Source organism: Arthrobacter sp. MDB1-55 (assembly GCF_059092925.1).
Genome location: NZ_JBNHID010000002.1, coordinates 519,921 through 536,894 on the forward strand (window position 1 = coordinate 519,921; position 16,974 = coordinate 536,894).

At 63.8% G+C, this 16,974-nt stretch carries 17 protein-coding genes; 13 read left to right on the forward strand and 4 right to left on the reverse strand.

The genetic code is table 11. The features are described from left to right. Positions 1-3 precede the first annotated feature (3 nt). The 3 genes from gcvT to AC5RU3_RS09715 are packed head-to-tail and all read left to right on the forward strand — an operon-like array spanning position 4 to position 3,248. Complete coding sequence (gene gcvT / locus AC5RU3_RS09705; RefSeq protein ID WP_493965391.1) at positions 4-1,116, forward strand: glycine cleavage system aminomethyltransferase GcvT; 1,113 nt, start codon at positions 4-6, stop codon at positions 1,114-1,116. Further along, positions 1,113-2,486 carry an L-serine ammonia-lyase gene (locus tag AC5RU3_RS09710; protein ID WP_493965392.1) on the forward strand — a complete coding sequence of 458 codons (1,374 nt, stop codon included), beginning with the start codon at positions 1,113-1,115 and terminating at the stop codon, positions 2,484-2,486. Before gcvT ends, AC5RU3_RS09710 begins: the two co-directional genes overlap by 4 nt. Continuing rightward, a complete protein-coding gene (locus tag AC5RU3_RS09715; RefSeq protein WP_493965393.1) occupies positions 2,487-3,248 on the forward strand; it encodes a methylenetetrahydrofolate reductase in 762 nt (253 codons plus the stop codon). A gap of 8 nt (positions 3,249-3,256) precedes the next feature. On the opposite strand, the gene AC5RU3_RS09720 is transcribed toward AC5RU3_RS09715, so the two are convergent. Then, on the reverse strand, positions 3,257-4,426 hold the full coding sequence (locus tag AC5RU3_RS09720) for an RtcB family protein (protein WP_493965394.1): 1,170 nt from the start codon (positions 4,424-4,426) through the stop codon (positions 3,257-3,259). A 122-nt stretch (positions 4,427-4,548) separates the two neighbouring features. Here AC5RU3_RS09720 and AC5RU3_RS09725 point away from each other — a divergent pair, with 122 nt between their 5' ends. From AC5RU3_RS09725 to AC5RU3_RS09735, 3 genes are all read left to right on the forward strand, one after another. Further along, positions 4,549-4,782 carry a hypothetical protein gene (locus tag AC5RU3_RS09725; protein ID WP_493965395.1) on the forward strand — a complete coding sequence of 78 codons (234 nt, stop codon included), beginning with the start codon at positions 4,549-4,551 and terminating at the stop codon, positions 4,780-4,782. Between the two features lie 164 nt (positions 4,783-4,946). Further along, positions 4,947-6,629 carry an ABC-F family ATP-binding cassette domain-containing protein gene (locus AC5RU3_RS09730; RefSeq protein WP_493965396.1) on the forward strand — a complete coding sequence of 561 codons (1,683 nt, stop codon included), beginning with the start codon at positions 4,947-4,949 and terminating at the stop codon, positions 6,627-6,629. Between the two features lie 97 nt (positions 6,630-6,726). Next, positions 6,727-7,902, forward strand: coding sequence for an MFS transporter (locus tag AC5RU3_RS09735; protein ID WP_309070385.1), 1,176 nt, complete (start codon positions 6,727-6,729; stop codon positions 7,900-7,902). Positions 7,903-7,979: 77 nt separating this feature from the next. Here the strand turns inward: AC5RU3_RS09735 and AC5RU3_RS09740 are convergent, their stop codons facing one another. Continuing rightward, the gene (locus tag AC5RU3_RS09740) at positions 7,980-8,399 is read right to left on the reverse strand and encodes a YqfB family membrane protein (protein WP_309070360.1); all 420 of its coding nucleotides are present in this window, start codon (positions 8,397-8,399) and stop codon (positions 7,980-7,982) included. A 243-nt stretch (positions 8,400-8,642) separates the two neighbouring features. Here AC5RU3_RS09740 and AC5RU3_RS09745 point away from each other — a divergent pair, with 243 nt between their 5' ends. The 3 genes from AC5RU3_RS09745 to AC5RU3_RS09755 all read left to right on the forward strand — a co-directional run bounded on the left by AC5RU3_RS09745 (position 8,643) and on the right by AC5RU3_RS09755 (position 11,136). Next, on the forward strand, positions 8,643-9,236 hold the full coding sequence (locus AC5RU3_RS09745; protein ID WP_493965397.1) for an LURP-one-related family protein: 594 nt from the start codon (positions 8,643-8,645) through the stop codon (positions 9,234-9,236). Positions 9,237-9,316: 80 nt separating this feature from the next. Further along, on the forward strand, positions 9,317-10,306 hold the full coding sequence (locus AC5RU3_RS09750; RefSeq protein ID WP_309070362.1) for an ATP-binding cassette domain-containing protein: 990 nt from the start codon (positions 9,317-9,319) through the stop codon (positions 10,304-10,306). Continuing rightward, entirely contained in the window at positions 10,303-11,136 is an 834-nt protein-coding gene (locus AC5RU3_RS09755; RefSeq protein WP_309070363.1) for an ABC transporter permease, read from the forward strand. The genes AC5RU3_RS09750 and AC5RU3_RS09755 overlap by 4 nt, the downstream gene beginning before the upstream one ends. Before the next feature lie 61 nt (positions 11,137-11,197). Here the strand turns inward: AC5RU3_RS09755 and AC5RU3_RS09760 are convergent, their stop codons facing one another. Next, positions 11,198-11,824, reverse strand: a complete 627-nt coding sequence (locus tag AC5RU3_RS09760; protein WP_309070364.1) for a response regulator — start codon at positions 11,822-11,824, stop codon at positions 11,198-11,200. Next, positions 11,821-12,963 carry a sensor histidine kinase gene (locus AC5RU3_RS09765; RefSeq protein ID WP_309070365.1) on the reverse strand — a complete coding sequence of 381 codons (1,143 nt, stop codon included), beginning with the start codon at positions 12,961-12,963 and terminating at the stop codon, positions 11,821-11,823. The genes AC5RU3_RS09760 and AC5RU3_RS09765 overlap by 4 nt, the downstream gene beginning before the upstream one ends. A gap of 189 nt (positions 12,964-13,152) precedes the next feature. On the opposite strand from AC5RU3_RS09765, the gene AC5RU3_RS09770 reads away from it, so the two are divergent. The 4 genes from AC5RU3_RS09770 (at position 13,153) to AC5RU3_RS09785 (ending at position 16,957) form a co-directional block, all read left to right on the forward strand. Then, positions 13,153-13,770, forward strand: coding sequence for a GlcG/HbpS family heme-binding protein (locus AC5RU3_RS09770; RefSeq protein WP_309070366.1), 618 nt, complete (start codon positions 13,153-13,155; stop codon positions 13,768-13,770). Then, positions 13,760-14,980, forward strand: a complete 1,221-nt coding sequence (locus AC5RU3_RS09775) for a YncE family protein (RefSeq protein WP_493965398.1) — start codon at positions 13,760-13,762, stop codon at positions 14,978-14,980. The genes AC5RU3_RS09770 and AC5RU3_RS09775 overlap by 11 nt, the downstream gene beginning before the upstream one ends. Before the next feature lie 124 nt (positions 14,981-15,104). Then, entirely contained in the window at positions 15,105-16,064 is a 960-nt protein-coding gene (locus tag AC5RU3_RS09780) for an ABC transporter ATP-binding protein (RefSeq protein ID WP_309070368.1), read from the forward strand. A 2-nt stretch (positions 16,065-16,066) separates the two neighbouring features. Then, positions 16,067-16,957: an ABC transporter permease subunit gene (locus AC5RU3_RS09785; RefSeq protein WP_309070369.1), complete on the forward strand. Its 891-nt coding sequence runs from the start codon at positions 16,067-16,069 to the stop codon at positions 16,955-16,957. The last annotated feature ends 17 nt before the right edge of the window (positions 16,958-16,974 follow it).

The following is a 16,974-nucleotide window of genomic DNA, read 5'->3' on the forward strand; positions in this document are numbered from 1 at the left end:
CTCATGACCAAGCAGACAGCGCTCTACGCGCAGCATCAAGAACTCGGCGCCGCCTTCACCGACTTCGGCGGCTGGCAAATGCCCCTGAAGTACCGGAGCGAGCTGGAGGAACACCATACGGTGCGGCGTGCGGCGGGCATCTTCGACCTTTCACACATGGGCGAGGTGAAGGTGAGCGGAGCGCAGGCGGTACAGTTCCTCAACTACGCACTCGTCGGCAACTTCGCAGTCATGCCGGTAGGCAAGGCCAAATACTCCCTGATCTGCACTGAGGACGGCGGAGTCATCGACGATCTCATCGTGTACCGCCTGGAGGAGGACGAGTTCCTGGTTGTTCCGAACGCCTCGAACTCCGACACCGTCGCCGCGGAGCTGCAGCGCCGGGCGGCTGACTTCGAGGTGAAAGTTCAGGACCAGTCGGAAGATACAGCCCTGATCGCGGTACAGGGGCCTAACGCCGAGGCGATCCTGCTCGGTATGGCCGGCGCAGCAGACGCCGAGGCGATCACTTCACTGAAGTACTACGCCGCCGTCACAGTGGAGCTGGCAGGGCTCACGGTTCTCCTCGCCCGGACCGGTTATACCGGCGAAGACGGGTTTGAGCTCTTCATCGAGAACGGGCAGGCGCTGCAGTTGTGGAAGGCCGTGACCGAGGCCGGCGCTGAACACGGCCTTGCGCCCTGTGGGCTGGCTTCGCGGGACTCGCTCCGGCTGGAGGCAGGCATGCCGTTGTACGGACACGAGCTGGGGCTCGGTACCAACCCCTTCGAGGCCGGCCTCGGCGGCGTCGTCAGCTTCAAGAAGACCGAGGACTTCGTGGGCCGCGCCGTGCTCGAACCACTCAAGGGCGGAACTCCCAGCCGGAAGCTCGTGGGTCTCCGTGGATCCGGAAGGCGTTCTGCCCGCGCCGGGTACGGCGTCGTTCAGGATGGACGCACGGTTGGAACAGTGACGTCCGGCCTGCCAAGCCCGACGCTCGGCTACCCGGTGGCGCTCGCCTACGTGAATCCCGAGCTGAGTGAACCCGGTACGGAACTGGAGGTGGACCTGCGCGGCCGCCCCGAAGGCTTCACCGTGGTGGAGTTGCCCTTCTACAAGCGTCCGGACCGCTCGTGACCATCAGCGCCTTCGACCTGTTCAAGATCGGGATAGGACCGTCGAGCTCGCATACCGGTGGACCGATGACCGCGGCATACCTGTTCACCAGGCTGCTGGCGGAGCAGGAGCTGATGGGGCAGGTCACGCGGATCTCGGCTGAACTGTTCGGTTCCCTCGGTGTCACCGGTCATGGCCACGGGACGGTCAAGGCCGTTCTGCTCGGCCTTGAGGGTGAGCAGCCTCATCTCACCGATCCCGAGCGCGCGGAACCGCGGGTCGGCGAAATCGAGTCGTCCAGGACACTGCGGCTCGGCGGGGTTCGGGATATCAGCTTCGACCCGGAAGCTGACCTCGTCCTGCACCGCAGGCAGCGCTTGGATTACCACACCAACGGCATGCGTTTCACTGCATATAACGCTTCCGGAATGTCTCTGCTGGCCCGCGAGTACTACTCAGTCGGCGGTGGATTCGTCCTGGATGAGGATGAAATCAACTCGGACGTATCCGTCGGCTCGACTGTTCCTCTGCCCTACCCCTTCGAATCGGGGGCCCAGTTGCTGGACATTGCGGCAGCAACAGGTAAGCCCTTCTCCGGCATCGTCCTTGCCAACGAATTGGTCTCCCGGTCCGAGGAGGAGGTCCGAAGCGGCTTGCTCGAGATCTGGAACGTCATGCAGGACACCATCCGCCGGGGGTCCTCGACCGGCGGCATCCTTCCAGGTGGGCTGCATGTCCGACGCAGGGCGGCACGGCAGCTGGAACTGCTCCGTAAGGAAGCGGACCCGAACGATCATCTCAGCACCATGGAATGGGTCACCCTGTTTGCGCTTGCGGTGAATGAGGAGAACGCGGCAGGCGGCCGCGTAGTCACCGCACCCACCAACGGTGCCGCCGGCATCATTCCCGCCGTTCTGAAGTACTACACAGATTTCGTCCCGGGAGCCGACGACGACGGCGTCATCCGCTTCTTGCTTGCCGCCACTGCCGTCGGCGTTCTCTTCAAGAAAAATGCGTCTATCTCCGGCGCAGAGGTGGGCTGCCAGGGGGAGGTCGGTTCCGCTTGTGCAATGGCGGCGGCCGGGCTCGCGGAAGTGCTCGGAGGCACTCCCGAACAGGTGGAGAACGCTGCCGAGATCGGCATCGAACACAATCTGGGACTCACGTGTGATCCGGTGGGTGGACTGGTGCAGATTCCGTGCATCGAGCGAAACGCGGTCGGTGCGATGAAGGCGATCACCGCCGCCCGCATGGCCGTGCGCGGGGACGGTCAGCATTTCGTGTCGCTCGACGCCGCCATCAAGACGATGCGCGAAACGGGTGCGGACATGATGGACAAATACAAGGAAACGGCCCGCGGGGGGCTGGCCCTCAACGTGGTGGAATGCTGAATGGCGCTACCGACGCGGGTCGAGATTGTCCCTGGGGGCGGCGTCGTCGACCGGCTGCAGGGACTCGTTTCTCCTCCGGCGACGATCACGGTCACCTGCCTTCCACACCATGGTCCGGAGGAGACCGTTGGCCTCGCCGTGAAGCTCTCGGGTCTCGGCTATCGCGCGGTGCCGCACCTCGCGGCCCGTACGCTCACGTCCCGTCGGCAACTCATGCACTTCACGACGCGCCTCGCTGACGCCGGGGTGCGGGACATTTTCGTGATCGCCGGCGATGACAAGGACCCGGAGGGACCCTACGACTGGAGCATGCCGGTCATGGAGGAGATCGCGGACGTCGGCGGGTTCAATACCGGTTTCGCGGCCTACCCCGAGGGTCATCCCTCAATTTCTGAACCGGAATTGATCCAGTTACTGCTGAAGAAGCAGCAGCTGGGCAGCTGGGCCGTCACCCAGATGTGTTTCTCGGGCGATGTCCTCAACCGGTATGTCGCCCGACTGAGGTCCGACGGTGTGACTGTGCCGGTGTGGGCAGGGGTCCCGGGGCGGGTGCGGCGGACCCGGCTCATTGCGTTGGCCGGTCGAATCGGCGTCGGTCCGTCACTGAAGTTCGCCAAGCGCAGCGGATCGCTGCTCCGTTCTGTTCTGGCGCCGTCGTCGTACGATCCGGCGCCGTTGGTTCGGTCCATCGAACGCAGTAACGCGTTCGCCGGGGTGCACGTCTACAGCTTCAACGACTTCTCGGGGATTCCCCGGGCCTGAGCCCGGAGTCAGTCGCCCTTCACGTTCACGATCTGGCGGAGGGTATGCCGGATGCGGACCAGGTCCCGGGCGTCCTCCATCACCACATCGATGTCCTTGTACGCTGCCGGAATCTCATCAATGAAGGCATCTGTATCGCGGTACTCGATGCCTCGCATGGCCTTCTTCAGCTCCTCACGGGAGAAGGTGCGACGCGCGGCGCTTCGGCTGTATTCACGGCCCGCACCGTGCGGAGCGGAATTCAGGGCTGGAGCGAAACCCAGGCCCTCCACCACGTAGGACGCAGTGCCCATGGACCCTGGAATGAGCCCGGGGCGGCCGGGGGAGGCATCGATCGCACCCTTGCGGCTCAGCCAAACCTGCTTGCCGTAGTGCGTTTCCTGGGCGGTGTAGTTGTGGTGGCAGTTGATGCGCTCGAGTTCCCGCACTTCACCGTCGGTCCATCGGGCGAAGCACCCGATGACGCGGTCCATCATTTCCTCGCGGTTCAGCAGGGCGAAGTCCTGGGCCCACCGAAGCTGGCGGATGTATTCCTCGAACTCTTCATCGCCCTCCGTGAGATAGGCCAGATCGTTGTCCGGCAGGGAGATGCGGCGTTTGTCGCACAGATCCAGGGCGACCCTGATGTGCCGCTGGGCGATCCGGTTTCCCACACCGCGTGATCCGCTGTGCAGGAAAAGCCACACATTGTCGTTCTCATCGAGGCTGACCTCGATGAAGTGGTTGCCCGATCCCAGCGACCCGAGCTGCAATGCCCACTGCTTTGAATACGACGCCGGATCGAAACCCGCGCGCTCAGCGTCCCGTGCCAGCCGATCGACACGCGGCTGCGCGGAGTCAAGCACGCGCTTGTTGCTGTGACCGGCGGAGAGCGGAATGACCCGCTCGATGGACTGACGAAGTACCTTGCGGTCCAGCCTAGCCAGGTCTTCAAGGGTGAATTGGGTTCGTACAGCGATCATCCCGCAGCCGATGTCCACGCCCACCGCAGCTGGAATGATCGCGCCCAGGGTGGGGATGACCGAACCTACGGCGGCGCCCTTCCCGAGATGCGCGTCCGGCATGCTCGCCAGATGAGGGTAGATGAACGGCATAGAGGCCGTCTTCAGGTTCTGCGCCCGAGTCTGGTCATCGAGGATGCTGGCGAAGTTCACGTACGTGGGGCTGACGTTTTCCATGATCGTCCCATCGTCCTTCACCTGCACCAGAGCTTCAACCAACCTTTCCCCAAGGCCTGCGGGAAATCATGAAGCGATTCCTTCCCAGTGGCGGCTGGGAAGACCCGTCCGCAGGAGGATCCATGGATATTGAGATAGTCGGCGCCATGGCGATCACGGCCGTGGCAGCCGCCGTTGGCCTGACAACCCGCCTTGCAGCGACGAGTCAGCGCCGGATCACCCCTGAACCTGCAGAGCTGTCCTCTGCCGACCGTCGCCTGCTCCCGTACCTCAAGCTCACTCCGGCGCAGTGGCTATCGCTCACGGACTTCCAGCGTGCCAACCTGCGCGAGAGGGCTCACCGGACGATGAGCTAGGCCGGAACGCTGATCAGTCGTCGGAGACGGCTTGCTCCTTTGGTAGTGACGGGGATCACCACTTCAAGAGGATTGACACCAGCCCCGGAGCCGCCGAGTGCCTTCGGTGCTGCAAACGCAACTCTTTGCGCCGGGCTTGGGCTTACGGGTGCAAGACTTAAGCTGTGGCACACCTTGACGTTTCCAACATCGATTACTTCCTCTCCGACGGCCGCCAGCTGCTCAACGGCGTCTCCTTCAAAGTGGGCGAGGGCCACAAGACTGCGCTCATCGGCCCCAACGGAACGGGAAAGACCACCCTCCTGCGTATCGTTGCCGGTGACATCACCGCCGATGAGGGGGCCGTGACGAGGTCCGGCAGCATGGGCATCATGCGTCAGTTCGTTGGCCAGGTCCGCGACGACACCACCGTCCGTGACCTTCTGGTGTCGGCCGCCCCGCCGGTGCTCGCCGCAGCTGCCAAGCGGATCGATGACGCCGAGCTGGCCATGATGGAGCACGACGACGAACCCACCCAGATGCGCTACGCACAGGCAATCGCCGACTGGGGAGACGCCGGCGGATATGAACTCGAAACGACCTGGGACGAAGTCACGATGGCGGCCCTGGGCGTGCCCTACGATCGCGCCCAATACCGTGCAGCGTCGTCACTGTCGGGCGGTGAGCAGAAACGGCTGGTGTTGGAGGCCCTCTTCGCCGGACCGGATGAGCTGCTCCTCCTGGACGAACCCGACAACTATCTCGACGTACCCGGCAAACGCTGGCTGGAAGCAAAACTGAACGAGTCGAGCAAGTCCGTGCTCTTCGTCAGCCACGACCGCGAACTGCTCGACAATGCGGCGACGCGCATTGTGACGCTGGAGCCCGGGGCTCTAGGTGCTTCCAGCTGGGTGCACGGTGGCGGCTTCAGCACGTATCTCCAGGCGAGGACCGATCGCAACGCACGGTTCGAGGAGCTCCGGCGTCGCTGGGATGAGGAGCACATCAAGCTCAAAGAGCTCGTGAACATGTACAAGAACAAGGCAGCGTTCCGTTCGGATATGGCCAACCGATACCACGCCGCCCAGACGAGGCTGGCGAAGTTCCTTGAGGCCGGTCCGCCGGAAGCGATCCCCATCGAGCAGAACGTCAACATGCGGCTCAAGGGCGGACGCACCGCCAAGCGGGCGGTGGTGGCACAAAAGCTCGAACTGACCGGGCTGATGAAACCGTTCAGCACGGAGATCTGGTTCGGTGACCGCGTCGGCGTCCTCGGTTCCAACGGCTCCGGCAAATCACACTTTCTGCGGTTGCTTGCAGCAGGCGGAAGCGATCCCGACAAGGAACATGAGCCGGTCTCCGAGGTGAGCATCGCTCCGGTGCCGCACACCGGCGTCGTGAAGCTGGGAGCACGCATCCGGCCGGGGTTCTTCGCCCAAACCCACGTCCGTCCGGACCTCCTGGGGCGCACCCTGCTCGACATACTGCACCGCGGCGACGATCACCGGTCCGGGCTGGGGCGCGAAGCCGCTTCCGCAGTGTTGGACCGCTACGGGCTCGCAGGGCAGTCGGAGCAGTTGTACGACTCCCTGTCCGGCGGGCAGCAGGCGCGCTTGCAGATCCTGCTGCTTGAGCTCTCCGGTGCCACCCTTCTGCTCCTCGATGAGCCTACGGATAACCTCGACCTTCATTCGGCCGAGGCGCTGGAACGGGCTATCGACGCCTTCGAGGGAACAGTGCTCGCAGTGACGCACGACCGCTGGTTCGCCCGCGGTTTCGACCGGTTCCTGGTGTTCGGCGAAGACGGCAAGGTGTACGAGTCCGAGACCCCGGTGTGGGACGAGGGCAGGGTGCAGCGCGCCCGGTAGTGCATGGGCAGTTAGGTCCTGATACGCCGTGCTGTGTGTAGACCGACCCGGTCACGGCACATAGGGTTTATGGGTGCAGAACAACGTCAACCCCGCCATGTGGGCAACCTTTGCAATCTTCGGACTCAACGGCCTGGTCTTCGCCAGTTGGGCGGCGCGAATTCCGGCCGCCTCCGACGTCCTCGGACTGAGTGACGGTGCTACGGGTGCGCTGCTTCTGGTCGCCGCCATCGGTTCAATGATTTCCCTCCCACTGTCCGGGGGAATCGCGGCCCGGATCGGAACCGCCAACACCGTGAGGGTCGGCGGAGTAGCCGCAACCATTGCGGCCTCAACGATCGCCGCAGGACTGATCGCGGAGTCGGTTCCCCTCGCAGCAACCGGCCTCTTCATCTTCGGCCTCGGTATCGGCTTGTGGGATGTCGCGCAGAACCTTGAGGGAGCCGACGTCGAACGCCGGCTCATGCGCACCATCATGCCCAAATTCCATGCAGCCTTCAGCGGTGGTGCCTTCATCGGTGCGCTCGCCGGTGCCGGGCTCGCTGCCGCCGGCGTGGAACTATCCACACATCTTGTGGGCGTTGCGGTTCTGGTGCTGATCATCTCGCTGTGGATTCCGCGCTATTTCCTGCCGGAGCACTCTCACGAGGAAAAGCACGACGACGGGGCCTCCCGCCGCAGCGGACTCACAGCCTGGAGGGAGCCGCGCACGCTTCTCATTGGTTTGGTGGTGTTGGGTGCCGCGCTGACGGAGGGTGCCGCGAACGATTGGGTAGCGAAGGCCACGGTCGACGGGCTGGGCGCGGATGAGGCTGTCGGTGCCCTGATGTTCGGCGTCTTCGTCGCGTCCATGACCCTGTTCCGATTCATCGGTGGAGGGTTCATCGACCGGTTCGGCAGGGTCCGGGTGCTGCAGGTCAGCCTGGCATCGTCACTGGCCGGCCTGGTGCTTTTTGTTTTCGCACCGAACGTGATTCTCGCCGGACTTGGGGCCGTTCTCTGGGGAACCGGTGCCGCCCTCGGCTTCCCGATGGGTATGTCCGCCGCCGCCGATGAGCCGCGGCTTGCGGCCGCTCGGGTCTCCGTCGTGTCGACCATCGGCTACATGGCATTCCTGGCAGGGCCGCCCCTGCTTGGGTTCCTCGGAGATCAGGTGGGCATCCGTAATGCGCTGCTGGCAGTCGGCGTGGCCGTCCTGGCCTCATTCCTCGTGGCTCCCGCGGCGGCCGAGCGCAAGGCCGGGGAACCGGAAGGAAGCCGCATTCCGTCCTGATGCGGCCGCCGTCGTACTGAGGATATGACTCCAGATATGCGAAAGGGCGGGCTGCTTAGCGCAGCCCGCCCTTTTCCCTAATGGCGTCCGGGACGGCCTTGATCGGCGTCGTTCCGGCGGTCGTTGTCCCGGCGCGCGTCGTCGTTCCCCACCAGGGGATCGATTTCATCTGCGTGGCGGGCGCGATCTTCGGTTTCGCGGCGTAGTCCCTGTGCGTCCGCCTGGCGCTGTTCTGCCTCCTGGCGCAACCGCTCGGCGTCGACCTCGGCCTGCTGGGCCTCAGCGGCCGCACGGGTAGCGTGGGCCTCACGCTCGCGCGCCTCGAGGTCCTTGACCTGTGCTTCTTCACGAATCTGGTTGGCACGCTCGTGATCCTTCCGGCGCTTCTCCTGATCGTGTTGCTGCTTGCGCTTGCGTCCAAGGAAAACGATCAATCCGATGATGAGGAGCACTACGAGGATCCCGATGATGATCCATACCCATGTCATTGCGTCCATTGCCTTCGCCTTCCTGATGAATGGCTGCCACGCCGGGCGAGCCAGTATTCGGGGCGCCCGATAGGGACGTCTAGTAGTAACTCTTGACCTGTACTTGAGGGTCGTCAAGGGGTGGCTGTTATGCCGCCGTCTGGCCGTCGACGAAGAGATCCTCCCTCAGGACGACGCCGGCACCCGGCGTCGTGGCTATGCTCAGAAACGCTGCCCTCATCCGGGCACGGGTAAAGCGTGGAGGAAGAGCAAGTGGAGCACAGTGCATCGATCGAGAAGTTCTCGGTAACGCAGAAAATCACGATGATGGTGAATCGGTACGAAGTGCGTTCGGTGGACCCGAGCGGCAACCCCGGTCAGCTCATGGCCCTCGCGCAACAGAAACGCGCCGCCTTCAAGGAGGTAGTCCGCTTCTTCGCCGACGAGTCACGGCAGACGGTGTTGTTTTCCTTCAAGGCGCGCCAGCGGCTGGACCTGGGCGCGACCTATGACGTGCTGGACGCGCAGGGGAACCCGATCGGCAGTTTCCGCAAGAACTTCGGGGCGTCGCTGCTTCGTTCCACGTGGCAGCTTGATGCACCTGGTGTCCAGGCCGTCGGGAGTGAGCGCAGCCAGGGAGTTGCCATAGCGCGCAGGGTGTGGGAGATCGTTCCATTCCTTGACGCCATTCCGGCGCCCTTCCTGTTCCATTTCGACTTCCGTGACCCATCTGGGCAGCTGGTCCTCACCTCGGAGCGGCGCGCCTCCCTCCGGGACCGTTACGACGTGACGGTTCCGGGCGGTCGTTTGGACTGGCGGGTAGCGGCCGCGATGGCGGTCGCGTTGGACGCATTGCAGTCCCGTTAAGGACAGTCCAATTCGAATAGCGGACAGAAGCTGTCCGTGATGCGCTTCACCCTCCCTTGCCCCGAACTTAGGTTTGACCCATGACAATCATCCAGGCCGAAGGTCTGAAGAAAACGTATAAATCAAAGAGCGGACCGGTGCATGCACTCGCCGGTCTCAACCTTTCAGTTCCCCAGGGAACGGTGAAGGCTCTGCTCGGTCCTAACGGGGCAGGAAAGACCACCGCGGTCAAGGTGCTGACCACCCTCATCAAGCCCGATGAGGGGTCCGCGCACATTGACGGCATCGATGTCGTCCGCAATCCGAAGGCGGCTCGGAGAATCATTGGAGCATCCGGCCAGTATGCGGCGGTCGATGAAAACCTCACGGGGTTTGAGAACCTGGAAATGGTGGGCAGGCTGTATCACCTGGGGGCCAAAACCGCGCGGAAGCGGGCACAGGAACTCATCGAGCAGTTCGAGTTGACCGAGGCGGGAAACCGTCCGGTCAAAGGCTTCTCCGGTGGTATGCGCCGTCGGATTGACCTTGCCGGTGCCCTGGTTATCAATCCGAAGATCCTGTTCCTTGACGAGCCGACCACGGGTTTGGACCCGCGCAGCCGGCTCGCGCTGTGGGAAATCATCACGAAGCTCGTCAATGACGGCACCACCCTCCTGCTGACCACCCAGTATCTGGAGGAGGCCGACCACCTGTCGGACGACATCGCGGTGATCGACGGCGGCAAGGTCATTGCCGAGGGCACGTCGGACGAGCTGAAGGCCCAGATCGGCGGTCACAGGGTAGTGGTAACTCTTGTCGACGAGGCCGACGCCGGAGCCGCACGCGACATCTTGGCACGCCACGGCGACGGCACGCCCCTCGTGAACGACCGCACAGTGGAGGTGTCCGTCGTCGAGGGCCCACGCGCGCTGCAGTACGTGCTGTCCGATCTGGGGCAGGCGAACATCAGGCTGCATGATGCCGGGATGCGCAGACCCACACTAGACGACGTCTTCCTCACGCTCACCGGCCACAAAGCCGAAGACGAGAAGACCCGGAAGATTGACGCTGAATTGGAGAATGCACAATGACCGCGGTCACCCAACCCGCCTATGGGAGCGTAGGGTCTCCATTGACTCAGCTGATCTCTGATGGGTGGATCGCCACCCGGAGGAACCTGATCAAGATCAAGCGGGTCCCGGAGATCCTCGTCTTCACCATTCTCCAGCCGATCATGTTCGTTCTGCTCTTCAGCCAGGTGTACGCCGGTGCCATGAACGTGCCCGACTACGTGAACTTCCTGATGGCGGGTATCTTCGCGCAGACCGTCATCTTCGGTTCCACCTTCTCTGGTGCTGCCATGGCCCAGGACCTGAAGGACGGCATCATCGACCGCTTCCGGACGCTGCCCATGAGCCCTGCTGCGGTACTGATCGGCAGGACCAACGGAGACCTCGTCATCAACAGCATCTCCATGCTGATCATGATGGGAACGGGCTGGCTGGTTGGATGGCGCGTGACCACGTCTTTCTGGGGCTTCCTGGGCGGCGTCGCGATCCTCCTCCTCTTCTCCTATTCCTTCAGTTGGGTCATGGCACTCCTGGGAATGAGTGTGCGCAGCCCGGAGGTCATCAACAACGCGTCCTTCATGATCCTGTTCCCGCTGACTTTCATTTCCAACGCCTTCGTTCCGATCCACACCATGCCGGAGGTACTGAAGAACATTGCGGAATGGAACCCCGTATCCGCCCTTGTCGAGTCGGCGCGGATGCTGTTTGGGAACACTAACCCGGAATTCCCCGAGCCCACCGCGTGGACACTCCAGAACCCGATCATCACTGTGATCGTCGGAATTGTCGTGATGCTCACCATCTTCGTCCCGCTCTCGGTGAAGAAGTTCAAGTCGATTAGTTCCCGCTAGGACCTAGGCACGACGACGGCGGCATCCACGTGTCGCCGTCGTCGTTTCCCGGCGGCACATCTCAGGGACGGTGCCGCACCCAACCGCGGCGGCCCGCTTCCGCGATGGCAGCAGAGCGGGTCTCCACACCCAGCTTGCGGTAGATGTGCAGGAGATGGGTCTTGACCGTGGTTTCGCTGACGTAGAGCTTCCGGCCCAACTCACGGTTGCTCAGCCCTGCGGCCAACAGTTCCAGGATCTCCGCTTCCCGCGGAGTCAATGCGCCTTCGGGCTGTTGCATCCGCTTCAGAAGGACGGACGCCACCGGCGCGGACAGCGCTGCCTGACCCTGGGCGGCAGCCCGGATTGCCGCGTACAGTTCCTCCGGCGTCGAATCCTTGAGCAGATAACCCGTGGCGCCGGCGTCGATGACGCGGACAATGTCGGCGTCAGAGTCATAGGTGGTGAAGACGAGGATACGTATGCCGGGAGCGTCGGCTGTTATTCGCCGCGTTGCTTCGATGCCGTCCATTCCTGCACCGATGGCGAGATCCATGAGGACCACGTCGGGCTGCAGGGCCAGGGCCTGGCGTACGCCGTCTGCTCCGTTGGCGGCTTCGCCCACTACTTCGATATCGGACTGCGTCCCGAGGATGGCGCGTAGTCCGGCGCGCACAACGTCGTGATCGTCGATCAGCAGAATCCTCATGAGGGGTCATCCTGCCGCGGCAGCCACGCTGTGATCACTGTGCCGTCGCCGGGTGAACTCTCCACGGAAAACGTGCCGTTGAGTTGCTCCGCACGCTGGCGCATCGCGCGTAGTCCGTAGCCGTGGTGTTCAGCGGCCGGATCAAAGCCCCTGCCGTTATCGAACAAATCGAGGCTGATACCGTCCGGAACATACGTCAGGGTGAGTACCGCCGTGTCGGCGCCCGAGTGCAGCCTCACGTTCGCCGCTGCGCTCTGGGCTATGCGGAGGAGGGCATGATTGATCTCCGGGCGGAGGTCATACTCCTCTCCCGTGACGGTGACCTGAAGACCCGGCACCTCAGCTGTAGCGGACCGCAGCGCCTCGGCAAGCGTCCGGTTACTGAGTTGCGGGGAGGTGAGGTTGTGTACCAGGCTGCGTGCCTCCATCAGACTGCCGCGGACGGATGCCGTGGCCTTTCCCAGATGTGACCGCGACGACGACGGCGCGACGTCCCACAGCTGGTCTGCTGCTTCCAGAAGCAGCACCGACTGGGTCAGATCCTGAGTGACTGTGTCGTGGATTTCGCGGGCGAGCCGTTCACGTTCGGCCAGTGCGCCCTCGCGCTGCTTGCTGGTGCTGAGTTCCGCCTGCGCCTCGGTGAGCTCATCGAGAAGTTTCTTTCGTGCGAGGCTTTCCTGCTCAACCCTGTTGTACACGGCCAGCATGAGTACAGCCACAGCCACCGGCCCGACGATGAGGGTGATGTCCAGGCCGCCGGTGAGGCGTGCCAGAGCGATCATCATCACCGCGACAACCACTATCAGGGAGAGACGGGCCGCCCATCCCTTGAGGAGATGCCGGCACACGAAGAACAGGGGAAAGGCGCACCAGAGGAAGCTCGGTGCGATATAGGCGACGATTCCCCACAACAGCAACACCGCGAAAAGCCAGCCAACGGCCGTTCGACCCGTCGATAGAAAAATGCTCCCTGCGGCATATAGAACAACGAGGAGAACGGACAGGGCCAGCAGAACCACCCACTCGCCGTCCAGCCCGTGTGACAGCAGGTACCGCACCGCGGACGTTATCAGGAGCAGGTAGAAACCGGCATGCATCCACATCAGAACGGTGGCCCTGCCGGGCAACTGCAAGGTCATGGGGGGCCGATCGGTAGCGGGAACTTCTTGGATTTTAGCCTGAGGAGAATTCAACTGCCCTCGTCCAAAGGTAGGAGACGGACCTGACTGTAGGTCGTACCCAAAGGTGGTCAAACAGGGGATGTACCGATGTGTCCAGCAGCGGGACACTGGAGGTCCAGTCAGCGTCCCGACCAGTCAAGGAGTGTCATGTCCAATACTCATCTTCCCCGCGCGTCCTTCGCCTTCCTCTCGGCGGCGGCGCTTGCCGCAGCCCTCGTCTCGTGTTCGTCACCCGACACGGACACCGCCGAGCCGGCCGCAGAGGTGACCTCGGAGTCTGCAGCTCCTGCAACCGAGTCTGCTCCCGCCGAGTCCGCACCGGCTGAGTCGTCCGGTGAGGCCGTGCTCACCATGCCGCGGCTTAGCATTCAGGCAGCCACGGAAGCCGCTCAGGCTGCTCTCGCGCAGTGCCAGGAGGACAATCTCGGATTCGTATCAGTCGCGGTAGTCGACCGGTTCGGTCAGGTACAGGCCATGCTGCGGGGAGACAACGCCGGTGAGCACACCATGGAATCGGCACGGTTGAAGGGTTATACCGCCGCAGCCTTCGGCTCGAATACCTCCGAACTCACGGAACGCGCTGCAGGAGACGGTGCCACGATCCGCGACATTCCGGGCACCCTGTTCCTTGCGGGGGGCGTGAGCGTGAAGGCCGGGGAGGCGTCCATCGCCGGCATTGGAGTCGGCGGTGCCCCGTCGGGCGAGGCGGATGAGGCATGCGCCCAAGCGGGTCTTGATGCCATCGCGGACTCCCTTGCAGGCTAGGTTTGCCGGGCTGGCCTGGACGGCGTTCCTGCTGCTCAGTGTCGGCTGCACCGGCCCGGCGCCCCCCGGGCCGCCACCAACGACGACGCCGGTCGCCTCCCCAACCGCGTCGCCTACTTCGCCCGTGTCACCGTCGTCCGCAGCGTCACCGTCGTCTGCAGCGTCACCGCCGGCGCCAGCGACGACTGACGGGCCTGAAGAGGCGCCACCGGAGCCGTCGATCGTGCTTGCAACCCAGGCATCCGGAGACTCCCTCGCCTTCGTGGACCCGGCCGATCCCGCGAATCCCCTCGTCGCAAGTGTCGTGGTCGGGCAGGCACCGTGGGACGTGTTCGTCGCGGGGGGACAGGCGTTCGTCTCCACAGCGGAAGGCGTGGCGGTAGTTGATCTGGACGATCGGCGTCGTACTGGGTTGATCCCGTACGCAAACCCGGCGGGCCGTATCGAGTATGGGGAGTACCGGGCCGGCGGTACCGGCCTCGTAGCCAGCGCCGACGGCGCGTTTGTCTACGTGGCCGTGCTGCGGGCGGACGGTACCTCCGTGCTGGAGAAGATGGATGTCACGGCCGGCAGGACCGTGGATTCAGTGGAGGTGGGGCTGCGTCCTTTCGACGTCCTGCTATCGGGGGACGGTACCCAGTTGTACACAATCGACCATGATTCCTTCTCCGTACACGTGGTCGACGCCGAGTCCCTCGCAGCACGCCGGATCGAGGTGGCGCCGTTCGGGATTCAAGGCGGATTAGCCTCCTGGGAAAAACCCCACTACGCAGCCATCGACGATGCGGGCAACCTTCTCCTGCCATACCAGGGCCTTGCGCTCGCCGTCGTCAATCCCGCTTCGGGCGCCGTGACGGTGGAGAAGATGACCGCGAACTCCCATCAGCACGGCACGGCCATCGTGGAGGACACGCTGCTGGTCATAGGGACGGGAGCGTTCGGCAACTCGACAGGCACGCCGAATTTCACCGTGCGTGACCTCGCGACGGATGCCGAAGAGATAGTGCCGCTAAAGCGGCTGCACGAAACAGTAGCGCCGTGGGTTCATCCGGAGACCGGCAGGCGTTATGCACTCCTCTCCGGCGGCTACACACGGGACGGGTTTTGGGACGGCATCACCGTCATCGACCTGGAGACATTCGAGCAGCAGGAGCTTGCAGTGCCGGGCAGGCCGCAGGCGCTCGCCGTCGTGCCCTCCGGACAGCCCTAGCAGGGGTCATCCTTTCGACGTAGTGGGTTCGGCGCAGAATCATCCCCCCGGTCGGCGCCGCGAACGGCAAAGCTTCGTAGGGTTGAAGTAGTCCAAAAATCCCCCTTCCCCAAGGATGCCCATCATGATTGAGGCAGCAGAACTGTCCAAACGCTACGGCGCCAAGACAGCAGTAGACGGTATTTCCTTCAGCGTTAAGCCGGGACAAGTGACAGGTTTCCTCGGACCCAACGGCGCCGGCAAGTCAACGACCATGCGCATGATCGTCGGGCTCGACAACCCGTCGGGCGGCGACGTACGGGTCAACGGAAAGCACTACGCACAGCACTCAGCGCCGCTGCGTGAGGTCGGCGCGCTGCTCGACGCCAAGGCTGTCCACACCAAGCGCACCGCGTATAACCACCTCCGTGCCATGGCGGCTACCCACGGCATTCCGAACAGCCGGGTCAAGGAGGTCATCGAAATGACCGGCCTGGGTCCCGTTGCGAAGAAGCGAGTAGGCGGGTTCTCCCTGGGCATGGGCCAGCGGCTCGGTATCGCTTGCGCCCTCCTCGGGGATCCGCATACGGTCATCCTCGACGAACCCGTCAACGGGCTGGATCCGGAAGGCGTCCAGTGGGTTCGTCACCTGGCGAAGGGGCTCGCCTCTGAAGGCCGCACGGTGTTCCTCTCGTCCCACCTGATGTCGGAGATGGCGCTCACCGCGGACCACCTCATCGTGATCGGCCGGGGCCGGATCATTGCGGATGCCCCGATCAAGGAAATCTTGGCCGGCCACGGTCAGACCCGCGCACGCGTCCGCACCGACCGCCCGGCGGACCTTATCCGGGCGCTTGCCGCGGACGGCGTTTCGAGCCAGCAGTTCGAATCTGACCTTCTGGAGATCACCGGGGCCGACTCCCGCCGCATCGCTGAGGTCGCCCTCAACCATCAGATCCTCGTCTACGAACTGACGCCGCTTCAGGCCTCGCTCGAGGACGCGTATATGCAGCTCACCTCCGACGAGGTCGAGTACCACTCACACACTCTTCCGCAGGCCGGCGTCACTGCCGGTGGCGGAGCCGGCCTTCAGGAAGGCAAGTAGCCATGGCACACACCGCCACCGCACCGAGCCCGCAGGGGACCACCAGCCACCGCCGACCGACTTCAGGATCCGGCGTCAATTTCGCTCGCGTCCTCAAGTCCGAGTGGATCAAGGTGACCACAGTTCCGTCCACGATGATCCTGCTATCCATCACGCTGGTCGTGATGATCGGACTGTCCGCGCTCTTCGCATGGTCAATGGCAACAAGTCAGGCCTCCGCTGAGTCATTCACGTCTTCCGACCCGGAAATCGCGGCTCAGCTCGCCGCGACCGACTACGGCGAGATGGCGCTGACCGCACCCAGTGCCGGCATCATCTTCGGCCAGCTCCTGATTGCCTCGCTCGCCGTTGTGCTGATCGCATCGGAATGGGGGACGGGGATGATCCGGTCGACGATGGTCGCCGTGCCCAAGCGAATTCCGGCTCTGCTCGCGAAGAACCTCATCATCGCCGCCATCGCCTTCGTGGTGGGCGCAGGTGCAGCCTTCATCTCCTACTTCGTGGCGCAGCCGCTCCTCGCACCCGAGGACATCGACTTCGCAATCACAACCGACGGCGTCCTGCTCAGCATCGTCAACACCGGTTCCGTACTCGCGCTGATGGCCGTAATCGCCATGTCAATCGGCGCCCTCCTGCGCAACACCGCCGGCGGCGTCGTGACGGCAATCGGCCTGCTGATGGTGCTGCCCATCATCGTCCAGATCTTCTCCGGCCTCGCGGACTGGATCCCCGACGCAGCCCGGTTCCTGCCCAGCAGCGCCGGTGAGGCGATGGTGGCCGTCACCACCGTGGAAGACGGCCTGACTCAGTGGCAGGGCGCTCTGGTGCTCGGCGGCTGGGCCCTTGTACTCCTGGTCCTCTCGCTCATCGTCACCAAGAAGCGGGACGTCTAGCGGGCTGAAGAAGCACA

Bases quoted from the DNA above. Each gene is read 5' to 3' on its own strand.
- gcvT (WP_493965391.1), top strand. From the start codon at position 4: ATGACCAAGCAGACAGCGCTCTACGCGCAGCATCAAGAACTCGGCGCC.
- AC5RU3_RS09715 (WP_493965393.1), top strand. From the start codon at position 2,487: ATGGCGCTACCGACGCGGGTCGAGATTGTCCCTGGGGGCGGCGTCGTC.
- AC5RU3_RS09720 (WP_493965394.1), bottom strand. From the start codon at position 4,426: ATGGAAAACGTCAGCCCCACGTACGTGAACTTCGCCAGCATCCTCGAT.
- AC5RU3_RS09725 (WP_493965395.1), top strand. From the start codon at position 4,549: ATGGATATTGAGATAGTCGGCGCCATGGCGATCACGGCCGTGGCAGCC.
- AC5RU3_RS09735 (WP_309070385.1), top strand. From the start codon at position 6,727: ATGTGGGCAACCTTTGCAATCTTCGGACTCAACGGCCTGGTCTTCGCC.
- AC5RU3_RS09740 (WP_309070360.1), bottom strand. From the start codon at position 8,399: ATGGACGCAATGACATGGGTATGGATCATCATCGGGATCCTCGTAGTG.
- AC5RU3_RS09750 (WP_309070362.1), top strand. From the start codon at position 9,317: ATGACAATCATCCAGGCCGAAGGTCTGAAGAAAACGTATAAATCAAAG.
- AC5RU3_RS09755 (WP_309070363.1), top strand. From the start codon at position 10,303: ATGACCGCGGTCACCCAACCCGCCTATGGGAGCGTAGGGTCTCCATTG.
- AC5RU3_RS09760 (WP_309070364.1), bottom strand. From the start codon at position 11,824: ATGAGGATTCTGCTGATCGACGATCACGACGTTGTGCGCGCCGGACTA.
- AC5RU3_RS09765 (WP_309070365.1), bottom strand. From the start codon at position 12,963: ATGACCTTGCAGTTGCCCGGCAGGGCCACCGTTCTGATGTGGATGCAT.
- AC5RU3_RS09770 (WP_309070366.1), top strand. From the start codon at position 13,153: ATGTCCAATACTCATCTTCCCCGCGCGTCCTTCGCCTTCCTCTCGGCG.
- AC5RU3_RS09780 (WP_309070368.1), top strand. From the start codon at position 15,105: ATGATTGAGGCAGCAGAACTGTCCAAACGCTACGGCGCCAAGACAGCA.
- AC5RU3_RS09785 (WP_309070369.1), top strand. From the start codon at position 16,067: ATGGCACACACCGCCACCGCACCGAGCCCGCAGGGGACCACCAGCCAC.